The organism is Mycoplasma sp. 4404, from assembly GCF_034863325.1.
In the GTDB taxonomy this organism is placed as follows: domain Bacteria; phylum Bacillota_I; class Bacilli_A; order Mycoplasmatales; family Metamycoplasmataceae; genus Mycoplasmopsis.
Window position 1 is genome coordinate 448486 of sequence record NZ_JAYFFE010000001.1, and the last position, 18379, is coordinate 466864.

The 18379-nt window shown below is 28.2% G+C and carries 5 protein-coding genes; 1 reads left to right on the plus strand and 4 read right to left on the minus strand.

What is annotated here, in order from left to right:
- The first annotated feature begins 121 nt into the window (after positions 1-121).
- The gene (locus VBN07_RS01595) at positions 122-2380 is read left to right on the plus strand and encodes a hypothetical protein (protein WP_323177575.1); all 2259 of its coding nucleotides are present in this window, start codon (positions 122-124) and stop codon (positions 2378-2380) included.
- Positions 2381-2425: 45 nt separating this feature from the next.
- On the opposite strand, the gene VBN07_RS01600 is transcribed toward VBN07_RS01595, so the two are convergent.
- The 4 genes from VBN07_RS01600 to VBN07_RS01615 form a co-directional block, all read right to left on the minus strand.
- Positions 2426-5698, minus strand: coding sequence for a hypothetical protein (locus VBN07_RS01600; protein ID WP_323177576.1), 3273 nt, complete (start codon positions 5696-5698; stop codon positions 2426-2428).
- Positions 5699-5843: 145 nt separating this feature from the next.
- Complete coding sequence (gene tsf, locus VBN07_RS01605) at positions 5844-6725, minus strand: translation elongation factor Ts (RefSeq protein WP_323177577.1); 882 nt, start codon at positions 6723-6725, stop codon at positions 5844-5846.
- A 33-nt stretch (positions 6726-6758) separates the two neighbouring features.
- Positions 6759-7580, minus strand: coding sequence for a 30S ribosomal protein S2 (gene rpsB / locus VBN07_RS01610; protein WP_323176468.1), 822 nt, complete (start codon positions 7578-7580; stop codon positions 6759-6761).
- A gap of 241 nt (positions 7581-7821) precedes the next feature.
- Positions 7822-18267 (minus strand): SGNH/GDSL hydrolase family protein, encoded by a 10446-nt coding sequence (locus VBN07_RS01615; RefSeq protein WP_323177578.1) that lies wholly within the window; start codon positions 18265-18267, stop codon positions 7822-7824.
- Between the last annotated feature and the right edge of the window lie 112 nt (positions 18268-18379).

Below are 18379 nucleotides of genomic sequence, written 5' to 3' on the forward strand. Positions count from 1 at the left end.
TTATTTATATATAAATATATAAATAAATTCAATTTTACATTAAATGTAGATTTTTCAAAAGCTTATTATGTTCTTTTTTAGTTCTTTTTTGATCATTTTTACTAATAAAGTGAGGAGAAAAATGAAGAAAATAAAAATATTTAAAAATAAATGACTAATAATTTTGGGTTCACTAATGGTCGCAGGTTCAATCGGTGTAGTAACTTGATTAATTGTAAGAAATATTCAGTCTGCACCAGTGTCTAGTGAACCAATCGAAAAGAAAGAAAATAAAAGCAAAATCAATGTACCCATTGTGCAACCTGCACCTATTTCTAATACTCCTGTAGGCGTAAATGAATCGAGAGTATTGTCAAACACTGTAAATTATGAAGATGCAATTTTTAGCAAATTTAATGCACTAACAGAACTAAATCAATCAAACCTTAGTTCATTTACTAATGCTAATTCAAATACTTGAATAAATTATGTAGCAAGCATTTTAAGTGCTCAAGCAAAAATGCATTTATTAGATTTCCCTGACCTTAAATGACATAATTCAACCTTATTGCATGGTAGAAATGTTTACAAAGACTTTTTTATTCAAGAACCTCAAAATATGAATAAATTTTTAGAAAACATAAAACAATATAGAGAATTTGTTGTAGGACAAATGAAATCATCAATTAAGTGACTTAAAGAATTTAAAAATTTATGAACTAATTTTGAATTTCACAATTTAAACACAACAGAACAAGAAGTGTTGAATAAAATAAATAACATTGTTGAAAGTCATATTTTAGAGTGTGAAAAAATCATAAACTTCCTTGAAAATCACATATTAACAAAAGCAAATGTAGAAGAGTTTGTTCCATTAATTGAGGATTTATGTTTTAAAAATGACCAGTTATGAAATAACTATCACGCTGAATTAGAAGGTATTAAAAGTAATTATCAATATTTAGATAAGTTAGATAATGAATTAATTAGTTTGAATTTATCAAGTATAAAATTGATGAGTCTGAATTGACAAATTCAATCAAATTTAATTCAAACTAACAACTATTTAAGTGCTCATTTCAAGACAGATACAGAATTACTTTCAAGACTAAAACACCTAGCAAATAGTGAAATTAGGAATAAATTTATCGAATATTCAACTCAGAAATACAACAAATTTATAACACTTTTCAACTATATGAAAGGTTATATTAATGAAACGAATTCAGATGAGCTCAAAGATATAATAGATGAAACTATCACGAAATATAATCAAATTATTGATGAAGATCCTATTGAACAAATTTATAAGACAATAACATTTGTAGCTGATAGTTTACAAATTATCTACAATAAAGTTCTTGAAATGCAAACTGCAAATATAAACGTGCTTAATAGAGCAACAGGTTCATATCAATCTTACAAAGACTTTTATAACAATAATTTCGACAGATTAGAACCATTATTAATTGAAAAAGCAAAATTAGAACTTCAGGATTTCTTTTTAGGTGAACAACTTTGAATGATCGCTAAAAAAACCAAAGAAGCAAATATTGCTCATAATGAATTCATTAATTCAAGTTACTTTAATACTAATAAAGAAGAAAAAATTAAATTTTGATTTACTCAATTGCAAACAGCAAAAGAAACTTTAGAAAGTTTAAAGCAAAATTCAGATTTTAGATTGAACACTGTTAAAAATGAAATATTAACTATAAACAGTTTTGAACCAAATTATGATTTTGCAAAAATTGAAAGCAATAATAGTCAAATTACATCAGTCCAAGAAATGTTACTTAAAGCATTTTCAAGCATTAATAATTTCGTAATTAACACTTTCTGAGAAAACAAATTAACCCTTGCTGACTATAATGAAAGTTGAATCACTGATGAAACCAGACAGCAAGTTAATGATTTTAAAGAAGAATATAAAGCTAATTTAAAATCAAACTTACAATTGAATTTTCAAATTAATGTTTCAAAATTCACTAAAGTAAATGAATTTCTAACAAATATACTTACAAATCTGAAAAATGATTCAAATAGAAAACAAAATATCAAAACATTCTTAACAACCAAGATAAGTGAAATCAATAAATTAGTTGATGATAATTTTAAATGTGTAGAGAAAGCTAAGAAAGACATTAAAGAAGCTGAAAAAGACCCTGAGAAACTTAGACAATACAAAGAAGATGGTAGATATGAATTAGATTTAATGGCAATTGATTACCATGGTGCTGAGTATAAAAGATACCTAAGTTACAAAGAAACCTTGGACATAGCTATAAAAAGATATGTGACTGATCCTGCGAACATTGAAAAGTTATTAGAAAAACAAATTTCTGATAATCAAAAATTAACTGAGGATTTAAACCTTATTAAGTTCAAATTTAGTAATTAAAAAAATTAAAAACTGGTTTTTGATACCAGTTTTTAACTAAATAAATTATTGATTGTTTTTAATGTATGTGTTCTCAACGAATCTTAATAATTCAATTGAACCATCGTATTGAGCAAATAATAATGCTAAATCAAATGGTGTAAATTCACTATCATCGTCATATGTTTTATAAACGTTTAAATTGAATTTTAAGTATGAACTTCTTGAAATTGAGAAGTTATCTGAATTTAAGAAGTTGTAGTAAGCTACTCTAGCTTGTTGTAATTGTTCTTTTTTCTCGTTTTTTGAACTATCATCAGCTTTTAAGTACGCTAAGTTAGCTTGATAGTAAGCTGATTCTAAATTCATCATTTCTGTGTATAACTCTGATTTAGGTTTTCCTGATGCTTCTTGTTCATCTGTTAAGTATTCAAAACCATCAGCGTTAGCAAAAATTATGTTTCTAAATGTTAAATCTTTTTTAACTAAATTATCAATAGCTTTGTGTGTTGCGTCATAAACAACTTTATCTTGGTGATCTTCGCTAATTGAAGTTTCTGATAATTCGGCTGAAACTGATTTATACATTTGTCTAATGAATGCATAAATTTCTTGACCTGGAACAATGTATAAACTTTGTTTTGCTTTCTTATCTTGTCTTCTAAAGTTTTCAATGTTTGAGTTTTCTGTTTCAATATCACCTGCAATAAGTTTCATAAATGTTTCACCAGCAGCTGGTAATTTACCAAAGTTAGCTGAATATTCAACGGCTTTTTCATTAAGTGAAGCAACTTTAGAATTTAAGTCATCAAGAGACATTGAATCATAAGCGTGATCTCTGAATGTAGTTGCAAATTCACCTCATTCATAGTCTAATTCGCTTGTGAATCCTTGGTAATCATCTAATGCATAAAATACTCCACCTTCTTCTCTAGCAGCTGTCATTTTTGCATTTAATTGCTCAAATTGTGAGTATTTTTCGTTTAAGTATGCTCTAGCATCTGTTTCATTTGCAAATTCACCGTGTTTTAAAGAGTTAGCAAATGCTGTATATTCATCTAATAAAGCTAACCCATTTGTGTATTTATCACCTGATCTGTTGTCTTGGTAAATGTCAGCAAATTTTACGTAAAGCATATCCATGTTACCATCGTTTTCATCACCAACTTTTTGTTCTAATACTGATTTGAAGTCAGCTAAAACTTTGTAAGTTTCTGCAAAACCTTCTGTATTAGAATCAGCAACAAATTGATCTCATTTATTAATAATTGTTCTGAAATTATCTACAGCACTATTGAAAAAGTCTGTAATTTCGCTAAATGTAAATTCAAACATTCCATCAGTTCCTGTTAATGCTGAATATGTATCAATAACCGCTTGAACTTTAGCTTTATCTTCATTTAGAGTAGATGAGTATTGTTCGATTGTTGTGTAACCTGGATGGTTAATTGTATCTAAATTGTATGAACTTACTAATTCTTTTAATTTTGCTTTGATAGCTTCTAAATCAGCGATTGTATCTTCTGCAGTTTTAATTCTTGCTTGATATTTTGAAGCTGATTTTGAAAGTTGTAAAACAGCTTCCATTTCTTCTGATTTTGGATCAATCCCTTGAAGTTTTCAGTATTCAAATAAGTTAACTAATGTGTTTAATTTAAAGTCAAAAGCTTTAATTAACATGTATCTATCAACTGCTGAAACGAATTGTTCTTGTGAAAGAGCTTTAATTTCACTCATTTGCTTAACAGCTCATGTATTGAATTTTTTATATGATTTGTAAATTGCTGAATTTTCATCTCCATCATACATTTGTTCATTTCATTTTGCCTTAACTTTTCTATTGTATAGAGCGTATGTGCTACCGTTGTAGGCTCCATCATACATTTCGTTAGCTTTTGCGTTAATATCAGCAAGAATTTGTGTTGTATCAATATTGTATTTTGATAAATCATTTTCCGATTTTGAAAGAACGTATAATAACCCCTCTAATGTGGTTTGTTTAGGGATAAATTGGTATCTAATAACATTGAAAAGATCATCACGGAATTGGTTGTAAAGATTTGTGTAGTAAACTGAAGGTAAGTATTTAAACCCTGTGTTTTTGTAGAATTCTGAGAACTTGTCTGCGATTTCTTTAGAAACTGGTTTTAATTGCTCTAAAACTTCTACATCAATGATTTCATTTGATAATGGGAACTTAGAAATTCTTAATGAAGGAACCATTAATGAAGGTTTATATTCATTGAATGAATTTGTGTTGTAAATGTATTTGCTTCAGAATTGAATTTCTAATGCTTGGAAGTTAATAAATTGTTCGTCTAAGTTTGTAGATGTATTTAATGCTTCTTCATAGTTTGTTTTAACACCATTAACTAATTGAATGTTTTCATCAACTTTTGCACTTTCTTCAGCTGATAAAGTTGAACGATCCATACTTGATAAGTTAACTGCAACATTTTCTAAATCTTTAATTCTTCATTGGAATAATGAATTCATGAATTCTTCTTTAGGAAACGGCATTTCAACTTTAGCTTCAGGGAAGTAATTTTTAATAATTGTATATCAGTTTAAAGCATACATTGTTTGAGCATAGAAATAGTTAATGTTATTGTAGTCATCTTCTTGAGCTTCATATTCTTTACTACTTTTTTCTCATGTTGAAACAGCTCCATCAATGATTGATTGGTTTGATTTATAAAGTTCAGGGTATTTTGATTTAAATGAGCTTAAGTAGAAAAGAATTGCTTTTGTGATTTTAAGTAATGATTGCTTACCTGAAGGAGCTCTCTTTACCATTTTTGACTTAACATCTTCTAATTCGTTTTTAACAATTTCTAATTGATCGTTAAGAGCCTGAATTTCTCTTTCTTTTTCTGCTAATGTTTCCTTGTTTGCGCCTTCAGTGTCGGCTTTAAGATCTTCTAATTCCTTTTTAGCTGCTTCAAGTTGTTTTTCGATTGCAACAACTTCTAAGTTTTTATCAACAAATCCACGTAATAATACGTCTGCAGCTTGATCTTTTAATGTTTGTAAAAAGTCAGCTAATTTCTTAACGTCTGAATCTGATAAAACTTCTTTTTTATCTAATTCAGCAATTAAAGCAAATAATTCATTTTGTTTTTTTGATACTAATTGATCTAAGCTGTCTCCAGATTTAGCAACTGAACTGTATTTGTTAAATTCAGCTTGAATATCTGTGTTTAATTTTGCTTTTTCTGCTTTAAGTTCTGCTTGACTTTTTTGTGAGCTTGATGAGTTATTACATGATACTAATAACATTGGTGAAAGTAATGCTGCACCACTTAAACCTAAAACTAATGATTTTAATCTTGCTTTCATATGATTTATCCTTTGTTTTATTGATTTTTTTAGTTAATTTGATTTTATAAGTTTTATTATAAATTAATTTATTAATTTATAAAGAAAAACGCACATTCCAAGTGATTAGAATATGCGTTATATCAAAATAGAAGTTAAGTAAGAACTACTTAACAACCATTCCAGCTACTTCGTCAGCAAAGTTTGATTGAACTTTTTCAATACCTTCACCAACTTCAAATCTAACAGCTGAAACTAACTCATCATTGTGATTTGATAAGTATTTTTCAACTGATACTGAATCGTCAACAACAACAGGTTGTTTAGCTAAAACGATTTCTGATAATTGTTTGTTTAATCAACCTTCTGTAATTTGTTGTTGTATTTTTTCTGGTTTAGAGTCAAAACCATTTGGTTTCTCAAATCCTGCTTTGATTTCTTCTAATTTTTCTGCAGGGATATCTGAAACTAATGTGAATTCAGGATTCATAGCTGAAACATGCATTGCCACGTTTTTAGCAGCTTCTACATTGTTACCTTTAACTGTAACTACTGCTGCAACTTGACGGTTAACATGAACGTATATACCTAAAACTTGGTCTTCTTCAGCAACTACTCTTTGAATCCGACGAAGAGAAATTTTTTCTCCAATAACTGATGTAGCTTGAATTAAAGCTTGTTCAACAGTTTCGTTGTCATTCATTTTTGTAGCTAAGGCTTCTTCTAAGGTGTTAGCCTTTGATTTAAAAACTGATTTTGTAACTTCGTTTAATAAGTTAAGGAACTTGTCGTTCTTAGCAACGAAATCGGTTTCTGAGTTAATTTCAACCATAACAGCTTCTTTATCTGTTCCATGAGCTGAAACTGCACCTTCAGCAGTAATACGACCTGCTTTTTTAGCAGCTTTAACAATTCCATTTTCTTTTAATCATTGAATAGCTTTTTCAATGTCGTATTCTGTAGCTTCTAATGCTTTTTTAACATCGATTAAGGCTGAATTTGTTCTAGCTCTTAATTCTTTAATTTTTTCCATTTTCATGTCTGCCATGATTACTCCTTAATTAAATTATTTTGTGATTAATTAGTTGTTTGAGTTTTCTTCTTGTTTTTGGAATGAAGGTAAAACAACTTTATCGTCTTCTTGGTATGCAAATTTAACTTGTCCACCACGTGCTTTAACAATAGCGTCAGCTAAAATTGTCATAATTAAAGCGATTGATTTTGAAGAGTCATCGTTTGCAGGAATTCCGAAGTCTAATAAATCTGGGTTAGCATTTGTATCTAAAATACCAATAACTTTGATTTTCTTTCTTTTAGCTTCTTTAACTGCGATTGCATCTTCATTTGGATCAGCAACAATCATTACTTGTGGTAATCTGTTCATGTTTCTGATTCCATCTAAGTTTTTGTGTAATTTATCTAATTTCTTTTGTAAGTCTAAAGCTTCTTTCTTTGTGTATCCAGCAAATCCGTTAGCTGCTTTAGCTTCTAATTCTTTCATTTTGTTTACACGTGACATGATTGTTTGGTTGTTTGTTAATGTACCACCTAATCATCTTTCTGTTACGTATAATGAGTTTGTTCTTTCAGCTGCTTCTTTAACTGCTTCTCTAGCTTGTTTTTTTGTACCAACAAAAATAAATTGTGCATTTTTAGATGCTAATGTGTTTACTAATGAGTAAGCGTATTCTAAGTATTTTTGTGTTTTGATAATGTCAATAATGTGTGATCCTTTGTTCTTTTTGTTTGGAACAATGTAATCTTTCATTTTTGGGTTTCAAGCGTGAGTTTTGTGTCCGAAGTATGCTCCGGCTTCTAATAATTTTGTTTTTGAAACAATTGGTGTTCTTTGTTGTTTTTCAACAACTTTAACATTTTCTTTTTTGTTTTCTGCGTTGTTCATAATTTTAATTTCCTTTTAGTTTGTTTTGCTACGTAAATATTTCGAGCACCTAGCACTATGATTAGCACACCCAAGTGAATCCATACTTACTGATATATTTGTTAATTTTTGTAAGAGTAGTTTTAAAACTCTTGTAATCTATTGTATTACATTTTTCATTATTTCAAAGTTAAAAGTTTTAGGGTCAAATCTATATTAAAAAGCGCTACACAACTGATGTGTAGCACTTTGAAACTAGAGATTAATTTTTATTAATGTATCCATCTCTAAGCATTTCGTAAAGAATTTCTGTTTTAGTTTTTCTTGTGAATTTATCAATAGGTTTTGTTTTTCTATAGTAGATGTAAACTAAAACTTGATCTTTTCAATAGTTCGAGTTATTTGTACTGTTAGATCTGTTTCCAACTATAAATTCATAGTTGTAACCATTTCCTCTTTCCGCTTTACCAAATGCACGTTTTTGCTCTTCTGTTCATCTATTGAATTCTTGAGCGTGTCTATTTTTAACTGTTGTTCAAGCCATTTCAGTTCCATCAAGGAAGATGTTTTCGAGTTCAAGAGTTGTTCCGTTTCAGAATAAGAAATCTGAAATATTTCCTTTTTCTTTAGCGGCTCATAAAGCAAATGTCGTAAATCTGAAAACTGCTTTATATGCATCATTTTGTTTGTAAGCATTATTTCTAAGACTTGTGTTATATCTACCTGATTGAATTTCTTCAAACATATATTCTCAGATAGGAATGTAAAGTTCTTTAATAAATTCTTTAACTCTACCCACAATTTCAAAAATACTTACGTCAAACTCAAATTTGTATTTTGGTGATGATGAGCTTCCTTGATTATTGTTAGATGAAGATGATGAGGATGATGAAGATTGATTTGGATTCATCAGACCATCAATAATCTTGTAAATACCAGTTTTTTCAGGTTGTAATGTTGAGCTTTCAAACAATCTGTTGATAAATTTGACAAAAGTACCATTACCCATATTCTTGATAATTTTTCCAACGAATGGTCCTTTTTCGAGAATTTTATTCATTGAAATGTTTCCATTTTTATTCAAGATGATTGACATAATACCATGAATAACAATATCTTTAAGAGCTTTAATTCTGTCTTCGATTTGTTCAAAGTCAGTTTTTTGAATTAATTCATAAATATTGTCAACAATAGTTCTAAGTTCATCTGAACCTCTAAGAGTTTTGAATAATCCTGAAACCATGTTGTCAAAGATTTGTGAATCTGAATCATTAAATGCAAATCCCATTCCTTTGAACATATTTGAAATAATAAGTCCTATACCATGAGAAATTTCAGCATCTTCATTATCTAAAATGTGGTTAACTCATTGAACAATATATTGCTTAATTTGAGGTGATTTAGGTGAAACAAAGATTTCATTAAGCACAGATGAGAATGAATTACGTTTAGCATAATCTTCTGATCTATCAAGTACATCAGTGAATACTGTAACTAATAAGTTAATTAAGTTTTCGTTTCCTAATGCATTAACAGCCATATTGTTAATTGCTGTGTCATAATCGTTTGTACCTAATAACGCTTTTCCTAAACCAAATTGAGAAATAACTCTTGTTAATTTTTGTTTATTATTAAGCATTTGTGTAATGATGCTTCTGAATAAGTCGATAATTTTTTGTTTATTATCTTGAATAAATGGATCAAGAAGAATCTTCTTAACTGTATTGAATGTTGTAAAGTCAATTCCTTTAACAACTGCTCCTACAACACTTGAACCAAATTCACTGAATGAAGCAGATTTTTTGTATGTTGAAACAATGCTATCTACAACTGATCTATAAATTCCGGCACGTTGTAAGATAACTGGTAAGTTGTCGATTAATGTAGGAATAAATTCTTCAAGTTCACTTGTTCTTGGAATTTCAAGGAAGTTGATAAATCTATTAAGTAATTTTTTAACAACACCTTTACTAATGTCATTGTTAAGTGTTTTAACAATTATTCCCTCAACTAAATCACCAAATCTTTTAACATTTTCATTTACATTTAAGTAAATCTTAAGAATATCGTAGAAAGTAGTTGTGCTTTCTAGGAATTGATTATTTTCAACAATGTAACTTGAAACTTCTGTGATTAATGCTTTTAATTCATCAGAAGTTACAACTGAGTTAACTAACTGTACAAATGAATCTTGAGAAATAACTTTTTCTCCTAGGTAACTATGTGTTTCATCATCAAAGATATTTCAAATAATTTCACCTAAGTTAATTCTGTTCTCAAATAAGTGAAGTGCATTTGTAATGAGTGAATATAAATCTTGTTGATGATTTGCTTGTTTAAGTGAGTTGATTACTAAGTTAAGCAATCTGATTGCTTTTTGTTCAAATCCTTCTTGTTTAGTAATTGCACCAAGTGCATTTGTAATGGCTGAAGTAATATCTGAAGTTGTGATATTAGTTTGTCTTTGCAATAATAATTTAACTATAGAATTTGCAACTTGCTCAATAATGTTTAATTCATTATCGAATCCTTCAATGTTAGCTAAAAGTGATTTAACTAAATGCGTAGGATCGCTGATGTCATTGAAAATTGAAGCATAAGGTGATGATTGAAGATATCTTACAACTGCAGTCGCAACCATATCTTGAACATTTTGATCTCTTGTGATTGTGTAAATAATTCTAGAAACTAAGTTTGTAATTGATTCTTTAAGATCAGGTGTTTCTAAAATAATCACAATTAATTCATCAAATGAGTTCGCATTAGCTCAACTTGATCAGTTTTTGAATAAGAATCTTAAGACTGTGTTGATTAAATCCTTAACTTCAGGCATTTTTACAACTAAATCATAAGCTTGTTTGATTTGGTCTTTTGTAATACCGAAGCTTTCAAGCAATTTATCTAATGGTAACTTAGAAATGATTGTTTCTTTAAGTTCGTCATTAACTTTAATAGTTTCAATTATTGCATTAACTAATTTAATAACTTCATCTTGGTTAACTGCTAATGTTGAGAAGTGTTTGAATAATGATTTAACAATGTTGAACGCATCTGATTTTAGTAATCCTTTGATGTATTCAACTACAGCACTTATAGTTTGGTTTGTATCTTTAGTTGAAATAAATGTGTCAACAAAGATATTTGCAACATTAGGTAATAATTTAGCAGAGATTGCAAATGAGTTTAAGTTTTGTAATAAGTCACCTACAACTTTATCTAAATTAATTCCAGCTAATTGAATATTGTATTTTCTACCAAATGTATTGATTAAATCTAAAACAATAACTTTAGTTGAGTTAAACTTGAGTGTTTTTTCAATGATTAATTGAATTTTTGATTTAAGTGATTCAGTTTTTTCTGAGTTAGTCTTGAATTTTTCAATTACATCAAGTGGTAAATTGATGTAATTTGTTCAAGATTTATCCTCAAGTAATCATGGAACAAACTCAATAAGTAAATCATCTATCTCACTAATTGAAATAAGTTCATTTACAAAGTTTCCTAAATGTTCTTTAGTTGTGTATTTGAATAATGTATTTGAATCAGAAAGCTTTTTGATTTGTGAATTTACAAGTTTTGTAATTGTTCCATTATTTCTTAACGCAATTATTACTTTAGGAATTAAGTTAATAATTGTTTCATAGTTATCAGTAACAACGTCAAGATTAATGATTCTGTCAACAAATCCTTTAATATCTGAGAGAACTTGTTTGTTAATTAAATCTGACAATGCTTGTGGAATTTGACCTAATATAGCTAAGATTTGTTCATTTTCAGCTTGTGAGGCTTCTGTCAACTTATCAAAGAAGATATCCAAGGCAGGATTTACAAGTTCGAGAGAATCAATAACTGATTTTAAGTTATTTGATAAATCTCTGAACAATTTATCGACTTCAGGAGTAACTTCAATGTTTAAGGTTCCGAATAATTTCACAAGTGATTTATAAACAAAATCTTTTGTAACTTGGTTAGTTAATAATCCGTTTAATAATCCGGTTGTATCTTCTTTAACTGATTGAGGATTAATTAAAACAAACGCTTTCTTGATAATATCAATGTAAGAAGTTACATCAGCAAATTCGTTTGCTCTTTTAATTGCATTAGATGCAATCTTTTCAAATAAGTTCTTAAAGTGTTGATTACTTAAGACAAATCCAAGAAGTGAAATTAATTCATCTCTAGAGAAGTAGTCTTCAAATGAATTTCCTGCTTTTGACATTATTTGGTTAACAATACTTGTAGCTAATTCATTAGCAGGAATTACATTGAATATATTGTCAATAATTTTTAGTAAATCATCCTTGCTCTTTGTGAATAAGTCAGAAGTAATGATTTCTTTAAATGTCGAAACAACTTTTGTTTCAAATGCAGATGGATCTTTTGAAATTCTTTCCTTAATTGTTTTAGTAAATGAAGAAAGAACTGATGAAATTGAGAAGTTTGTAATTCCTGATTTTTTAATGTAGTTAATTAAAGCATCAAAAGCGATTTCTGAAACACCAAAGTTTCTATCGATAATTGAGTAAATGTTAATAATGTTTTTAGCTAATTGCTCAGGTTCTTGAACACCTGCAAAATATTTTCCATAATCAGGGTTCTTAATAAATGCTGCTAAAGCTTGTGAAAGTTTTTCAATTGCATTTGTTCCTGTCATTACCTGTTCAATTATGTTTAGAACTTTTGGTTTGATTGAAGCAACAAAGTTTTCATTTGAAGCTATAGCAATAGCTAATTGATCAAATGAGTTTGCTTCTCTTAGTGTTGAATTATTATCAATAATAAAGTTTTTTACTAAATTAATAATGTCTTTAGTATTTTGTGACTTAAGAATATCAATAAATAAGTCTGATAAAACTTGAGCATCAATTCCTAATTTATCAGCAATTGATGCAACAGGTATCATTGCTGCAACTTTTTGGATATTTTCATCAACATAGTATTTGGAAATTACATTAGAAACTAATTCTTTGATTTGATCTGAGTGATTTCAAATGTTTGAATTTAATAATGTTTTAATGTATCCAAATTCTTTAATGTTTAATAATGATTTTACATTTGAAGTAATGTACTTGATTAACTCATCTAAACTGTTTGACTCTTGTAGACCTGCATTAACGATTTCAATTAACTGATCAACCATTGTATTTGTAGGGTTGTAGTTAATTAATTGATTTAATGTTTGTTTAAGTGCTGTATAGAATTCAATTGGTAATTCTGAAGATAATAAACCTTGATCAGCAAGCATTTTATTTAATGCTTTATGCATTAGTTTATCTAAACCATTTGAACTTAAAATTGTATGAATAACACTTGCAAGTTCATATTTGTGCTCAGTTGTAACATTTGAATTTTTAAGAGCTTTGAAAATAACATCTTTATGATTTGTGAAAATCGAGTCTAATAAATCATTATCAACAATTGCATCAATTAATGAGTTAAGTAATGTTGGTAAATTACTATTTCTTAAAACGTCGTTAGCTACTTGTGATGCGCCTTCCGATGAAACTAATTCACCTAAATTTGCCTCATTAATCATTGAAGTTAATTTTGTGATTGTTGAATCTTTAACTAAGATTGTTGAGACTAAGTAGTGTAATAAGTTTTTGATGAATTGTTTGTTTTCTGAATAAATAGGAGAAGCTAAGATTTTGTTTACAAATGCTTGCTTATCTTTGTTAAATTCAGCAACAATTAATGAAACAATTTCATTTGGTAATGTTTTAATTACACTTAATGGTTCATCTGCGTTTTTAGCATTTGAAAGAACTTCAAATACCTTGTCAAATACAGGTTGATAAATGTTTAATGAATTTAATAATGGGATTAAATTATCCACTAAATCACTTACAAAGTCTTTACTTAATTGTGAATATAAGTCAGGAAGAGTTGATTTAACAACATTATTGATTAGCTCTTTTAATGTAACTTTGTTATTTTCGTTTTCAAATAATTCAGAAATGAAATTACTTAAGTTAGATTTCATTTGCTCATAATCAAGCCCTTTAAGAACTGTGATTATTAAATCATTGTAAGTTGTAAATTGCTCTGCAGTTGCAATTGAATTAAGAACATTTGTAAGTTGATTTAAGAATACAACTTTGAATGAGTCATTGTTTAAAACGAATTTAACTAATTCTTTTAAGTTATCAAATGAAACATAATTTTCAATCTTTTCTTTTAAGTTTGCAGGAACTTTCGCGAAAATTGATTCAAACATTTGTGAATCAGTAGCAATCTTGTTGTAAACATTTCTGATAATTTGATTAATATCTTGATTGTGTTTTGAAAGTAAGCTATCACATAAAATCTTGATTGCTTTGATAATGTTTGTTTCTTGATTTTCTCCACCAAATTCTTCTGCAAATGATTTTAAAATTAATGTACCTAAATCGGATAATTTTGTGTAGTTTCCATTTTGATTAAACTCTTCTAGACCACTGTAGATATGTGCAAAAATGTTGAATGTATCACTGTAGTTTGGTAATAAGTCAAATAAATCAGAAAGTAATCCATCAATGTTTTGGACATCTTGAAGTAATCAACTAATTGATTCATTTGTTTTCACAAGGTTGCTTATAAATCCAGTAACCATTTTCTTAATTGTTGGATTTGATTTTAATGCATCAAATGCAGTTTTAAGTGAATCCTTAACATCGTGAATAAAGTTAGCATCCTTAAGAACTAAAATTACTAAATCAGTTAAAGAAGATAAGTTAGCAATTTGTTCTTGGTTATTTAAGATAAAGTCAGTTAAACTTGTTCCAATATTTACAAGAGGTTCTGAAACAACAATGTCGTTAAGTAATTGTTTAAGTTCGTCTGCTGAAACATTAAGTTTTGTAGCAACAGAATCAAGATTTAAATTATTAATAAATTCTGAAACTTTATCATTTGTTTTAAGTTGTGATAATAATGATTGAATAAATTCTTTTAATGAAGCTTTTTCAATGTCACTAAGCGGTGCACTTAAAAGATTTTTAATAAACTCAAATTCTGTCACCTTCAAGTTTTTAAGAATTACATTTGGTAATTGTGAAGTTAAACTGCTTAATGTAATGTTTTCATTATCGAATAACGCAATAACTTCAGCAATTAAATTGTTAAGTTTATTATCTGCACTTAAGTTATTCATTAAGTTTGCAAATACAGTATTTAACATTGAATTGAATTTAGCATCGTAAGTAAATCCTGCTTTTTCAAGTAAAACTACAAACACTTTTGTAAGAGTTTTGTTAATTGTTAAATCAGTAACCACATTATCTAAAATTGGTTTGATGTTTGAAGTTAATATAGTTTTGAATTCAGGTTTGTTGATTACTAAATTAATTAAGTCAGTAATGTTTTCAACTGTTTTTAATTCTGTAATGTTGTTAAAAATTAAATCAAAAACATTTGGAATTAGTGAATTAATTTGTTCTGTATCAAAAATCTTGTTAATAATTGTTTTAACTTCATCAATATCTGCATATTTAGCTAAAGTTTCATTTGAAGAAACTGTAGAAATTAAAATATCTCTGATTTTTAAAACAACCGCATTGTTTTCATTTAATTCAGTAAATACATTTTTAATAATTTCTTTTCAGATAGGTGCATAAGAACTAAATGTTTCTAAGTTAGCAACTTTTTTAACTAAAGCAATAGGGTTAGAAGCTAATTTTGATTTTAAGAAATCAATAATTTTTGAAGGTAACACTCTTACATCAGCATAAGGTGTGCTGCTTGATTTAATTGTTTCAAGTTCACTAAACACAAAATCAATAAGTGGATTAATAATGTCTAATGATTTTACAAAGTTTAATAATTCAACTTTTGAGTCGTTAACAAATGCTGTGATTTGTCCATCGCTAGCTGCTTGGTTGTATTTTTTAGCAACTGATTTAAGTACATTACCAAGTAAGTTAGAAGCAAGTTGATCATCAGTTAAGTCAGCAACTAATCTTTCAAGGTGTTCTTTAACAGTTTCTAAGTTAGGAATTACTAATAATTTTTGAATTAATGCATTTAAATCTTCAACATCAGCAAATTCTGCAAAATTATCTACATAAGATTCAACTAAGTAATTTACAAGGTTATGTAAGTTTTGATTTTTAAGCAATGAATTAACAAGTGAATCGACATTTTCTTCACCTACAAATGAAGTAATTTTTGTTGATGATAATGCTTTTGCGACCATTGAAGGGATGTTTAAACGATCAAGATTGTTTAAAACATTCTTGATAAGTTGTTTAATAAATGTTTGATTGTTTGTTACTAATTTTGAATCATTAATGAATTTAAAAATTTTGAAAACATTAAATTCATTTGTTTCTTCTTCAGAATCTGAGTTGTTCATTTTAGCAACAAAATTGTCAATAGCAATTTTTCCTGCTTGAGTTGTAATTTGTTTAATGTTGTCAAGTGAAGCTGATTCGTTTTGATTTAATAAGTCAGCAAATTGAGAAATAAAATCCGAAATAAAATCTTTAATTGAGTCTGGTTTTACTCTTGTTAAGCTATTTAATAAACTATCAACAAAATTATCTGATTGAGCTTTGATAAGTTGACTTGATAATCCATTGTTTTCAAGTAAGTTTCATAAAATGTCTTTAAGGATATTTTTGGTAACATCATTTGAAACAATGTCTCACGCAAAATCAGAAATTGAGTTTGCAATTTTCTTAATATTTTCTTTATCTGATAAGAAAACTTTGATTAATTGTTGTAAGTTTTCTGCTTGTGCAAATTGTTCAGAGTTACTAATGAAACTTTCAAGTGCAAGTCCAATAACTTTTGAAATATTTGGATTAGTTACAATTTGAGTGATTAATGATTTAAGATCATCTTTTTCAATTTTGAAAGGTTCAACATATTTGTAAGCAAGACCTGTGATTGCATCTGAAATCATTTCGCTTTTTAGCGCAAATAAGTTTGTAATTACACCTTGAAGAGCTGAGATTAATTCAGGTTTTTTATATGTAATGAATTTTGAAGAAGCAATTGCTCTAATAAGTTTGAATAAGTTTTCTTCTTTAAGAACTGATTTAATGAAAATTTGAGGAATTTCCATTAATTCAAGTTTGTCTTCTCTGTTTAATCTTGATAATTCATTTTGAAAATCTAAGTAAATTTGTTGAATTAATCCTGAATTAACAATAGATTCAATGATTGTAACAAAACCATTTTCACCATTGTTTTCTGTATCTAGAATTAAATCCTTTAATTTACCTTCTGGATCGAGTTGTTTATAAAGTTCATTATTTGTAAGACCATTAATTGCTGAAGCAGTTACATTTCTAAATGTAGCTGACATTCTTAAAAGTCTATCAGGGTAATTATAAGGAGTTCTAAGTTTGTTAATTTCATCAATGAATGGAATTGAAGAATCTAAATATGAATTTGTATCAGGTCCGAATAATTGTAAGTTAGTTACAAGAGGTTCAATTTGGTATTTTAGTGTTGTAGAGTCGGTGAGTAAATAATCTTGGTTAAAGTTATAAGTTGGATCAAAATTTGCGAGGTCAAAAGATGGAGATGTAAGTTTAATATACATATCCATAGCCATTTTTTTGTATCCCCTTGTGTTAGGGTGAATATCAATATAAACATCAGAAATTTCATCAGAATGAGCAGATCAATAATCAACATTGTATGCATTTAGCACATTAACATCTGTAATTTTCGCAACATCATATAATGAGCTGTTAATTTGTTGTAATAAAACTTGAGTTGGATCTATTGGAATGTTTCCTAATTTAGATTGGAAGAATTTATCAATCGCTCTTTTGAAACCAGAAAGTGGTAATGGGTAAGCTACTAAGTTAATGTTTGCTTTTGGAGCAAGTTTTTTAAGTTCATTAACTAAAAGTAAAGCTCTTTTTCTAACTTCTGGAAGTGTGTTTGTAAGAACTTTGTTGAAAAACTCAATAATCTTTCCATAGTTAGGTTTTTCTTTTCTGAATTCATTAACAATTTCCATTGGTCCACTTTTTGAAACTGTATCAATTAGCAAGAAGAAAAAGTCATTAGCACTAATTGACATAGTGACTAAGTTTGCTTCTTTTAATTGCTCCTTGATGATTGGACCCATTTCTTGCATATTTTTGTTTTTGAAAGTTTTGTTAACAGCAGGTCAATCAGGTGTGTCGTTGTAAGGGTTGTCATAGTCGATTCCGAAAATTTTAAATCAGTCAACTATACGAGCACCAGAAGCTGCGAAGTTTTCAAAATATTCAAGTCTATTATTTGAATTTTGATTTAGTAATCTTGCTAAAAACGCAGCATAAGAAGCTCCAGTGATTTCTCCGTTAGCTTCTAATTTACCTGGATAATCCTTTGGAAGCGCTCCATCATATCCAGCAGTGATTGAATCTCCTAATGCAACATATCTAATTTTTTGATCTTTTGATATGAAGTTATTTGAAACAAGACGTTTAGATAATTTTTCTTTAGCACGTTCAACATCAGTTTTTCCATCAGGGTTTTGGTTTGAGTCATTACCTCCGTTTTGAGAACCGTTACCATTATTTGCTCCTGGTTCAGTAATTTTAATTTCACTAGATGGATCAACCGGTTCAGGTTTAATGATGATTGGTGCATCGCCATCGTTTAAATCAGTTCATCTACCGATTGGTTTTGATGAACCTGGCGCTTGACAAGACGCAGAAACAACACTAGCTGAAGTTAAGATTGCAGCTAATGAAATTAACGTTAACTTTTTTTGTTTTTTCATAATCACCTCTCTTATATACACTATAAGTGTATATAAAACTAATTTCATAAAATTTTACCAAATTAAAGAGTAAACAAGCAAATTGCAAAAATTGTTAAACTATTTTTAACAA